Annotated in this window: 6 protein-coding genes; 2 read left to right on the top strand and 4 right to left on the bottom strand. The window is 58.2% G+C overall.

Annotated elements, in window-relative coordinates:
• The first annotated feature begins 1 nt into the window (after position 1).
• Both PP1Y_RS13630 and PP1Y_RS13625 read left to right on the top strand, forming a co-directional pair.
• A complete protein-coding gene (locus PP1Y_RS13630) occupies positions 2-1,426 on the top strand; it encodes a conjugal transfer protein TraH (RefSeq protein WP_013832764.1) in 1,425 nt (474 codons plus the stop codon).
• A 39-nt stretch (positions 1,427-1,465) separates the two neighbouring features.
• Positions 1,466-4,168: a conjugal transfer protein TraG N-terminal domain-containing protein gene (locus PP1Y_RS13625; protein ID WP_013832763.1), complete on the top strand. Its 2,703-nt coding sequence runs from the start codon at positions 1,466-1,468 to the stop codon at positions 4,166-4,168.
• Positions 4,169-4,177: 9 nt separating this feature from the next.
• On the opposite strand, the gene PP1Y_RS13620 is transcribed toward PP1Y_RS13625, so the two are convergent.
• The 4 genes from PP1Y_RS13620 to PP1Y_RS13605 form a co-directional block, all read right to left on the bottom strand.
• A complete protein-coding gene (locus PP1Y_RS13620; protein ID WP_013832762.1) occupies positions 4,178-4,408 on the bottom strand; it encodes a hypothetical protein in 231 nt (76 codons plus the stop codon).
• Between the two features lie 167 nt (positions 4,409-4,575).
• Positions 4,576-6,750, bottom strand: a complete 2,175-nt coding sequence (locus tag PP1Y_RS13615; RefSeq protein WP_013832760.1) for a DEAD/DEAH box helicase — start codon at positions 6,748-6,750, stop codon at positions 4,576-4,578.
• A complete protein-coding gene (locus PP1Y_RS13610) occupies positions 6,747-8,051 on the bottom strand; it encodes an ATP-binding protein (protein WP_013832759.1) in 1,305 nt (434 codons plus the stop codon). Before PP1Y_RS13610 ends, PP1Y_RS13615 begins: the two co-directional genes overlap by 4 nt.
• 3 nt (positions 8,052-8,054) lie before the next feature.
• The gene (locus PP1Y_RS13605; RefSeq protein WP_013832758.1) at positions 8,055-10,574 is read right to left on the bottom strand and encodes a TerB N-terminal domain-containing protein; all 2,520 of its coding nucleotides are present in this window, start codon (positions 10,572-10,574) and stop codon (positions 8,055-8,057) included.
• Between the last annotated feature and the right edge of the window lie 39 nt (positions 10,575-10,613).

The raw sequence follows: 10,613 nt of genomic DNA, 5'->3' as shown, positions 1-10,613 counted from the left end.
GATGAAACGTGCCGTCGCCGCGATCCTCGCGGCTACCCTCCCCCTTTCCAGCGCATCGGCCGATGTCGGCAGTTCAATGGACTCGTTCCTCAACGATGTTGGCGGCGCCGCTAACGTTAACGGGCCGACCGCGTTCGAGGGTCAGTCAGCCGGCTACTACAGCCTCGGCAACGTCTGGACGCGTTTCCCGCAAAAGACGACCAACATCGCCAATCTGCAGCTGCCGCGCGCCCGTGCGGGCTGCGGCGGCATCGACATCTTTGCCGGATCCTTCAGCTTCATCAATGCGAGCGAGATGGTCGCGATGCTGAAGGCTGTCGCCAACAATGCGGTCGGCTTTGCTTTCAGCCTGGCGATCGACACGGTTTGCCCGGAATGCTCGAAGATCATGCAGGAGTTCAGCCAGAAGGCTCAGCTCATGAACAACCTCAACATCAACTCCTGCGAAATGGCGCAGGGGCTGGTGGGCGGCATCTGGCCCAAGGGCGACCTGGCCGACAAGGCGATCTGCGAGGCGATCGGCAATTCGGAAGGCATCTTCACCGACTATGCAGCCGCCAAGCACGGGTGCGGCACCAAAGGCCAGCGGTCGAGTACGACAGCGCAGGGCTCAGGCAAATATGACGACGTCAATCCCGCCGTGGCGAGAAACTACACCTGGACGATCCTCAAGAAGTCGGCGTTCTTCTCGCCAAATGGCACCTTCGACGAAGAACTCGCCGAATATGCAATGACGCTGCTGGGGACGATTATCTATGTCCCGCCCAAGGATGACGAGCCGGGCAAGTTCGTGCCGATCGTCGGAGAAGCGTCTTCAACGCTTGTCACTTCGCTGCTCGATGGGACCAGCAACGGGAACGTCCTAATCTTCGACTGTGACGAGCCGGACAAATGCCTTGATCCCGGCTTCAAGTCGCTGAGCCTTCCCGCATCGAAGGCGCTGCGCCCACGCGTTGCGGCCCTGATTGCTGGCATGATCCAGGCGATCCATGACGACACCGCGATCACCGACGCGCAGAAGGAGCTGCTCCAGGTTGCTTCGATCCCGCTCTACAAGATCCTGACGGTCCAGGCGGCCTATGGCCGCGGGATGCCAACCGACGATCGCGAAACGCTGGCGGAGATAGCCAGTGTCGATCTGTTGTTCGCCGTCCTCGACCGGATCGTCAGCGAAGCGGGTCGCTCAATGTCGAGCTTCATCGGCGCGGACGAAGCCAAGATCGCGATGTGGCAGGGCCAGGTGAATGTCGTTCGGCAGGCACTCGCCGACAGGCAGGCGAACACGCACCTCAAGGTCAACGCCATCATGCAGATCATCGAGAAGACGGCGTTCATCGAGAACGTGCTCGCCGCCTCGATGTCGCCCGGCATGGCCGCCTCGCTCGACTGGTCGCGCGGTGTGCAGTCGCGCGCCCTTACCCACTGATCCCTTTCAGCGCGCCGGAACCGGCGGGAGCCCAGCATCATGGTCGAGATTTTCACGGTTGGCGGCGGCGACTACCTAGTCAATGTCTTTCAGGCGGTCGCCGCCTGGACGGGAAATGGGGGTTACAAGAGCCTCCTGCAGGTCGTCATGGTCATGGGGCTTGGCCTCTCCGCCATTACGCTGGCGTTCAATCAGGATTGGCGGGCTTGGATCAACTGGTTCCTTGGCGCGACGCTAATTTATTCGTGCCTGATGGTGCCGCGGCTCGACGTCCATGTGACCGACCGGCTTAACCCCAGTCTCGCCCCTGCCAATGTCAGCAATGTGCCGCTGGGGCTTGCGCTGATGGCAAGCTTCACGAGCCAGGTCGGCGACTATCTGACCGGCTCTGCCGAGGTGGTGTTCGGGCTGCCGGGCGATCTCAACTACTCTAAGAATGGTATGATCTACGGTGCGCGGCTCTACGATGCCACGCGGTCCTTGCGCATTTCCGACCCGGAATTTGCCGCCAATCTCGACGAGCACTTCCGGCAATGCGTCTTCTACGACGTGCTGCTTGGCCGCTATTCGATGAAGGAGCTCGCCGAGACCAGCGACATCTGGACGACCATCGCGCCCGGCAGTCAGGCGCGGGCCCAGCGCTTCCTCACCCGCGACACGGGGACCGGTCAGGTGACTTCGAATATCATTACCTGCCGCGAAGCCTATGATGCGCTGAACGCGCAGTGGGCCGGTTTGATCGACGGCATGGGGACGGTCTTCGGACGCCAGCTTTATCCCAACCAGACCGCCGCCCTCGCCAAGGCCAAGCTTTTTTCTGACCTGCCGGCGGCTTACCAGTACCTCACCGGGGTCTCGGCCAATGCGACCGAGATCTTCAAGCAGACGCTGACGATCAACGCGATGAGCCAGGCCATGCATTCGATGGCGGCGACGAGCGGCGCGGGCAATGTCGATGTTTACGCCCAGACGCGCGCCGATATTCAGACCGAGCGGACCTACGGCTCGATTGCCAGCAACGCGATGAAGTGGGTGCCGCTCCTCAATGTCGTGCTGACCGTACTTTTCTACGCCCTGTTTCCGGTCCTCTTCCCCCTGTTCCTGCTTCCCAAGACCGGGCCGCTCGCGCTCAAAGGCTATGTGACGGGCTTCTTCTACCTGGCGGCATGGGGACCGCTGTTCGTGATCCTGCACATGATGCTGATGTACAAAGGTGCTGCGGACATGAGCGCGGTTGCTGGAAGCAGCGGGCTTAGTCTTGCAAGCTTCACCGGCATGGCCGATGTGAATAGCGATATCGGGCTGCTCGCAGGCTATCTCATCGCCTCGGTGCCGTTTCTGGCCGGCGGCGTGGCCAAGGGCGCCATGGCGATTTCTCACCATGCGACAAGCTATCTCAATCCGAGCCAGAACGCTGCCGAGGAAGCGGCGCGCGAGGCAAGCACAGGCAACGTCTCGCTGGGCAATACGAGCTTTGAGAATTCGAGCGTTCTGACGCGCCAGTTCGCACAAGGGACGATCGCGCCAAGCTTCACCTATGGCGCGGCGCAGACCCGGACATTCAGCGATACGGGCTCGATGACGACGAGTTTCCCCGAAGCCAGCTATGACCAGCTTCCCAACTCGAGCTATCCCTTCACGCCCAGCCTCGGACAGGAGTTCACCTCGCGCCTGTCGACAATGGCATCGCAAGCCCGCTCGAACAGCGAGAGCTATGCGAACATTGCGACGGAATCGACCACCAGCGCGGTCACGAAATTCCGGGAGCTGCGCAGCCAATTCAGCCGCGGATCGGCTTTCGAGAGCGCCACCGGCACATCCAACTCCGACAGCATCCAGACCGCCTTTAACGAGGTCGACCAGGCATCGACAAACCTGCAGCGCCAATTCGGCCTTTCGCGAAGGGCTGCCGACGACATTTCGACCGCTTGGTTCCTTGGGGGTGAAGCCGGCGCCAGCGCTGGTGTCACGAACGGTGTGGCGTCTGCAAATGTCGGATTGAAAGGGGGCGGTACACGCACCTGGACCGACAGCGATATCGGCATCGCATCTGAGGATCGCTCTCGAATCTTCGGTAGCCTCGCGCAGATGTCGGACAGTCGTAACTGGTCGAGCACACGCGATGGATTTGTTCGCAGCGTCAGCACGTCGTCGAGTTCCTCGATCTCGTCGACCGCGAGCGGCATGAACGCTTCGCTGACCGAGGCCCAGAGTTACAGCCGCGAAGCACGACGGGCTGAGGAACTGGCAAATCGCCTCGAAAGCCAAGCATCGTTCTTCGAGGGCAACAGTGCCGCTGGCACCCTCAACCTCTCACAAGCTTACCGCGAATGGGGATTGGTCGAGATCGAGCGCAACCGCGACTTCTACGGCAGTGTCCGCTTCGACGACCTGACATTCCAGCTCAGTCCGGAAGGTCAGGCGCTGCAGGGCAAATTCATCGAAAGCTACGCTGAACAGCTGCGCGACGGGATCGAGGACAGGCTCGTACTGACGCCAGCACAGCCAATCTCGCGCCCTTCGGTGACAGGACCGGGATCTGTCCGTGGTCGTGCCCAAATCGGTGGAGGGGTCTCTGGAAACGTGCCGCAGGTGGACCCGGGCACCATTCACGACGAAGTGCTGCGCGCTCAGGATTCCGGTCGCCAGCGGATCCGCGGATCCAGAGGCCGCCTTGATGCGGCTACCAAGGGTGCACAGGGTGCGAGCGCGGAGTCTGCCGATGAGGTGAAGGAATGGTGATGGATGGGGTCACCAGAGCCCGGCTGATGCTCCAGCCAAATATGCAAAACCTGCGGCAATCACAAGCAGGACTGTGATCGTGAGCTTCCGTCCCCACGGATCGGCCCAGGACTTCTTGATCCGATACTCCATCAGCCGATTATCGCGGATCGCCTGATCGAGTTCCGAGAAGCCCTCCCAACTTTGGGAGTGCTGTTGCTCGGTTGCGTCGATATCGAATTTGGCCATGATCGCATTCATCTCACTTCTCCTCAGAACATATCGGAAACAAGTGATCAATGACAGAAAAATCGTTGCACTGTCTTGCGATGACCATTTTCGCAGCCTCCACTCCCTTCAACGTCATTTGCTACGATGTCCGGGATTCCGCTTTGACAAAAGGGAAAAGGTATAAGGCAATACTGTAGCTATCCGTTCCCTTTGATCGAACGACAAAGGTCGGTTAAGCCATTCGCGTCCAAGCGTGCTGATAGCGCATCTTTTTGCAGCAAATCCTCGGTCAAGTAAGGATGGAATTTCTCAAACAACAGGTTCGGCGAATGCGCAAATAGGTCCACGTCTTTGCCATCTGCCAGGGTCGAAAGTGCGTCGATCAACTGCGGGCTTTCATCCTTCCCGAACACTTCGAGAAACCCGTCGTGTGCCTGCACGGTGAAGCCGTTCGCGCGAAGGGCGAGTGCCAAGGTTGTTGTCCGAACGGAACCCGTTTTCGTCGCTATGACAGCAGCGTTGTCGCTGAGCTGCGCAATCCTTCCGGGGTCAAATTGCATCTGGCTGTAGCTGCTGCGTGCCTCGTCTAGTAGCTCCAGCGCAGTCGCATCAAGATAGATCGGGCGCTTTTTTCCCTCCAGAACATTGAACATTCGCTCGATCACCCGGTCGTGGATGTTGCCAGGATCACCCCCAAAGATGGGCGGCACTCCGGCTTTCGCCGGTACAACCATAATGACACGATCCCGGTCGAGAACTTCCTGCACCAGCCAGCGCCTGCCCGAAAAAATGAGAAGCATTCCCGGCGCGATCATGTTGTCGATGGGAAGTGTCCCAAGCTCCTTGCCGCTGGAAATCAGCCGGTATTCCTCGGGTGTCTGAAATACGGCGTAGAAGCTATAGTGCTCGACCAGCTTCTCGCCGTTGGCACCGAGCAACAGAAGGCCATCGCTGGCTTGCTCAATGAGCGCGACCTCGGGTTGCCCGAGTGCTCGCAAGACATCCAGAAACAACTGGGTATCGGCCTGGCGGAATGGTCCGCTTTGGCAGAGAATCCCGTATAGTTGTTGCGCACGTATTCCGCCTCGCTCGGCGATCACCGAGAGGATTTGGTGAACGAGGGTCGAAAGGTGAAGGGCCTCGCGTTGCGGCGGTTCACACCAGCCTTCCAAAAGCAATTCGATCATCGCAATGGCCCGCACCATCCCAAGGCGAAGACGGTCCGAAAAATTGCTGGTAGGCGTGAGCTTCGCCTCGACTGCGTATTGCCGAAGGATGGCTGGCTTGCCCGGTCGCCGCCCTGATCGGCCAAGCCTTTGCCTGAGCGATGCGACGCTGAACGGTGCGCCAATCTGGCCGACACAAGTTACATCGCCAATATCAATTCCCAATTCCAGCGTGGAAGTGCAGATGGCAGTCGTCGGCGCAGTACCATCTTTCAGGCGACGTTCGACGAAGTCTCGATGCTCGCGCGACAGGCTGGCGTGGTGAGGGTAAAACTCCTGCGGCAGGTGTTCCTTTTCGCAAAGTGCGCGCAACCGATCCGAGTAGATTTCGACTGCCTGACGCGCACCGCCAAAGACAAGATTGTCGCTGCCTCTCAGGTGTTCGAATAGGTGCTGCGCAATCGCATCCGTCGCTGAAGGGCCTTCATCGTCCTTGTCGCCAGCAACGTAGCCACGGAGCTGGAGCTGCAATTCGGCTGATCCGCCCTCGGCAATGACCTGTTCGACTTCACTTGGGCTGTCAGGACGAAGATAAGCCTTCGCCAGCTCCATATCTCCGAGTGTGGCCGACAAACCAACCCGGCGAATAGGTCTCTTTACAGCAATTTCGAGGCGCGTGAGAAGCGAACGCATCTGGATGCCGCGCTCACTGTCGAGGACCGAATGCAATTCATCGAGAATGACTGCGCGCGTTGCGCCAAACAGCCTCGGAATCTCCAATCCGCGTCGAATGAATAGCGCTTCTAGAGACTCCGGGGTGATTAGCAGCACGCCCCTAGGTCGCTTGGTAGCCTTAGCCTTCACCGATGACGAAACGTCGCCATGCCACGGCGTGATAGGCAAGTCTGTATCGCGACAAATTTCTTCAAGTCGCCGCGCCTGATCGGTGATGAGCGCCTTCAGCGGTGCGACATACAGAACATCAAATCCGGAGGCCTCACTGGGCTCGTCGAGCACTTGGGACAGCAGCGGGAGAAATGCGGCTTCGGTCTTGCCTCCGGCGGTGCTGGCAGCGACAATCAGGTCACGATTGCCGTCCATAAGCACGTGAGTTGCGCGCGCCTGAATATCGCGCAATTCCTTCCAGCCTTGCTGACGAATCCATTTCTGGATCGGTCGAGCCAGCTTGTCGAACGCGGTGCTCACAGTCGGAAGCTGGCTAGCTCGTCGCTCTCGGGAACAGCGCCAACGCTCTCATCCACGTCGCTCATGTCGTCACCAGAATCCTCCGCCACGTCGAGTTCTTCGATGAGGTCCGACCATTCGACGCCGGGGTTTTGTTCGAGCACCGCCAGAAGATTCACGAATGCCGTGACCGTGTTCCGGGGGGTTCTGAAATAGGCCTCCCCGATCCTGTCCGAACAGTGTGCCATAAACGCTTCCAAGGCGTTGTCTGGTAGGATTGCTTCATCGCCCTGCATAACGGCGCGAATGTTGGCCAGAAGCACGAACAAATCTTCGGGCGTAAGGCTGGCCAGTCGAATGACCGGCCCGGAGAGATCGACCAGTCCGTCACGCGCAAAGGTGTTCTCTGCGAGGCGAGATTGGAGGGCCTCATAGCTGTAGAGGCCGCGCCGCGTATTCATGAGGAATTCCGGCGTCCCTCCCATGAGGAACCCAAGGTTTTCCGCGCTCCCTTGCAGAACGTCGTTCAGGATGCGCAGGATTTGCTCATAGTTGGCATTGCGGGCTTGCGATGAAGTCAGCTTGTAAAGGTTGACCATCTCGTCAAGGCCAACGAGCAAGCCCTTGTAGCCCGCTTCACAGACGAATGCGGACATCAGTTTGAGGTGGTCATAGACGCTGGCGTCATTGACGATGGTGCGAACACCAAGGGCCTTACGGGCATCGGTTTTGGTCGCAAATTCGCCGCGTAGCCATCGGATCGCTGCCGATTTGAGCTCTTCATCGCCGGTTTCGTGTCCCTCCCAATACCGGCGGATCACCTGCGCGAAGTCGAAGCCACCTGTCAGCTCCTCGAAATGAGTAAGGCGCTGGCGAATGACCTCGTCTGTCGATTGTTCTTGCGCTTCGGCGTCGTGGTGGGCCTGGCTGACAAATCGCTCGACAACATTCGACAATGCACCGCCATCTGGCTTGGTACGGGTGGCAAGATTTCGCGCCATCTCCGCGTAGAGGCCTCGTGCTTGCCCGCCGGTCGCGTGGATGCGTCGATCCGGGGCAAGGTCGGCGAACATGACAACCAATCCCTTTTCGAGCGCCACAAGCCGGATGAGGTTCATGAAGAAGGTCTTGCCGGAGCCATACTCGCCGATGATAAAGCGAATTGCAGAGCCGCCATCGGCGATCCGGTCCATGTCCTTGACGAGTTCCTCGATCTCTCTCGCGCGTCCGACCTGGATGTGCCGAAGCCCCAGTTTGGGAACAACCCCTGCGCGTAGCGCTTGCACAATAGCGTCGCGTTCGCGCGGCTTCAGTCTCGACATGAATTAATCCCCCTTCGCCATCTCGGCCCTCAACGTATCGGCTATGTCCGGCGATACGTCATATCCGTCATATTCATCGAGCAATGCTTCATCGAATTTTTCGAAAGCCCATTCGTTGATTGCTTCCAGCGCGCCAGAAGGCATCAGACCCTGCTTTCCAGCAAGCTCGTCAAACTCTTCGTCGGTCCAATGTTCGCGCTGGATTATCTGCCCCACAAGCAATGCGTGCTTTGGATCGAGGCCAGTCATTGACAATGGAAGTGCATGTGCTGCGGTGGCCTCGTCGCTCACGTCTTCATCGGTCGAGAAAATCTCGCCCAGAACGCTTGAAACGCGCTCGGTGTCATTTCGGATGGCGGCAATACGCGCCGCATCGAGGGAGGCCACCTTTGCCTTTGCTTCATCGGGGATTTGTTCGCCGGGGACCTCCGCCTCAGCGGCCTTAACGCGAACCGGGCCGTCTGGCACGTCGCCAGCATGGAGGTCGGCGTAAACGAGGCCAGCATCGATTCCTAATGCCTTGTAAATTTTCTCAATACTGGCGACTTCATCGGACTGAATAACGCCATCAGCATGGGCAATCGCGACAACTGCCGCGCGCAAAGCGAGATGATGCTCTGCATCTGCATCTTTCAGCTTACTGCGCAGCCATGACATGTCCGGCGGAACATCGAGATACCATTCGAGGTTGGCGTGAAGTCGCTTTCGTTCTAGCTCTGTCAGCCCTTTAGTTGCCTCGACCTTGTTGCGGAGGGCTCGGCGCTCTGCTTCCACGATCTTACTATCGGCATGTGCCACGAAGGTCGCAAGTGCCAATTCGAACAACTCTGATCGATATGCCGGGGAGACATCCTCCAGTTGCTCGACCGTCACGCCCAGCTCGAAGATCACGACCGGTTCGTCAATCTTCGGTCCACGCAGCGAAAATCTCGGGTCAGGAGCCATGCCGAAACCGATCCGTGCGAGTGCGTCCGCTGCGCCAGTCAAGTTCCGTTTGCCGAGCTTCTCTGGTGTTACTCCTTCCAGCCGCGAGATCACATCAACCGCCGGAATCAACCCACCCGCTGTAACTTGCTCGTGGGCCCAGGTTTTTAGTTCTTCCAATTCACCTGAAGGGAAAAGGCTCCAAAGCTCAGCAGGTAGCAGCGCCTGCGCTTCGATAGTCCCCCGGCCATTAGGATTTCGCCCAAGGTATCGACTGAATTTATCCAGTTCATCCATTGCCTCATCTGCGATCTTTTGTGCTTTCTGCACTGGGGACCGCAAATCGGACACATCAGGGATTGCTACATCTCCGCCATCTCCCGCCGTGAGATTAACGGAGCAATTGAACTCGCTGGATGCCGCACGATAGTCCATTTTCAACAGCTTACGAGGTGTTCGAACCTTTAAGCCATCAGGGTACAGCGCGTCGAACTTCAGTTTGAAAAGTGCCTTGAATTCGTCACCGCAACGCTCAGCTGGAGTGCGAAGGCGTCGCTCTGGGTGGCAATGCAGCCAGAGATGCAGCCACTCGGCATCAAAGGCTTTGCCTTCGGCGATCATGCCGCCGAGTGCGAACTTCAGCGAAAATGGCAAATCCCAGCTACGGTTCTCAAGGATTGTCTGCTTAAGTGTCGCATCGTCCAAGGAGATGCCGCCCATCGCCATGATACGCGCGATGTCGAGGAACTCGCCGAGATACCGTTGGGCGGAGTAGTTATCGGCGAAAAGAACCTTCAGGCGTTCCACCTCAGCAACTATTTCCTGCTTCTCATCGTCGGGTGGTTGGTCGATCAGAAACCTGCGCTCCAGACCATAGAAGAACAGGAACATGTAGCCGGGGTTGATCGTCCCATCTTGGCGACCATCGGCCAGCCAGTCGAGATAGGTGGCCCTGCAAACGGCAGGAATGCTCGAATACCCTGGCCAGTATGACATGTTATCGCCATTCTTGTCCGACCCCACCCGCGCGACGGATAACGATGGATCGATGTAAGCTCGACAGCTCTCACCATAGTAGGATGAGCCAATACGTGGCGGTTTGCCCACAAAGACCATCCCATCGATCGTGCGACCTGCGATAGTGACCGATTGACCTTTTCGCAGCCAACCTTGCGACCTTGCCGGTGAATTTTGATGTGAGCGTTCTGGTTGAGACTGCTGATCAAGAAGAGCACTGGACAGGACTTGCCGTGCCAGTCTTCCAGCTGATCGGTCCTCCGCCGCTGCTTCAAGATCGGCGCGCGCTTGTCGCCCTGCTCCAATAAGCTCGGCATAATTCTGCTTTGGCTGGTAGGGCTTTGGTTGGCTGAGTTGCTCCTCTTCGCTCGTCAGAGCTATGCGTCTTGGGGCTTCGAGTCCGTCGTTCTGGGCGATCCGCGTCTCTCGGTGTTTTTCGTGCCACCATACAAGAAATGCAGGGGTGACAAACGCGAACAGCATTTGCATCCCAACAGATACATTTGGCATCGCAATGGCAACCACGACCATGCAGACGAAGTAGAAGAGGAAATACTTGATTGTCCAGCGAACCAACCTCAAGAACCTAACCCCCTGCAATCAGATTAAATTTTAATCTAT

Source organism: Novosphingobium sp. PP1Y, assembly GCF_000253255.1.
Lineage (GTDB): Bacteria > Pseudomonadota > Alphaproteobacteria > Sphingomonadales > Sphingomonadaceae > Novosphingobium.
Note: the sequence above shows the minus strand (reverse complement) of the source record. Positions and strands in the feature narration are given on the sequence as shown.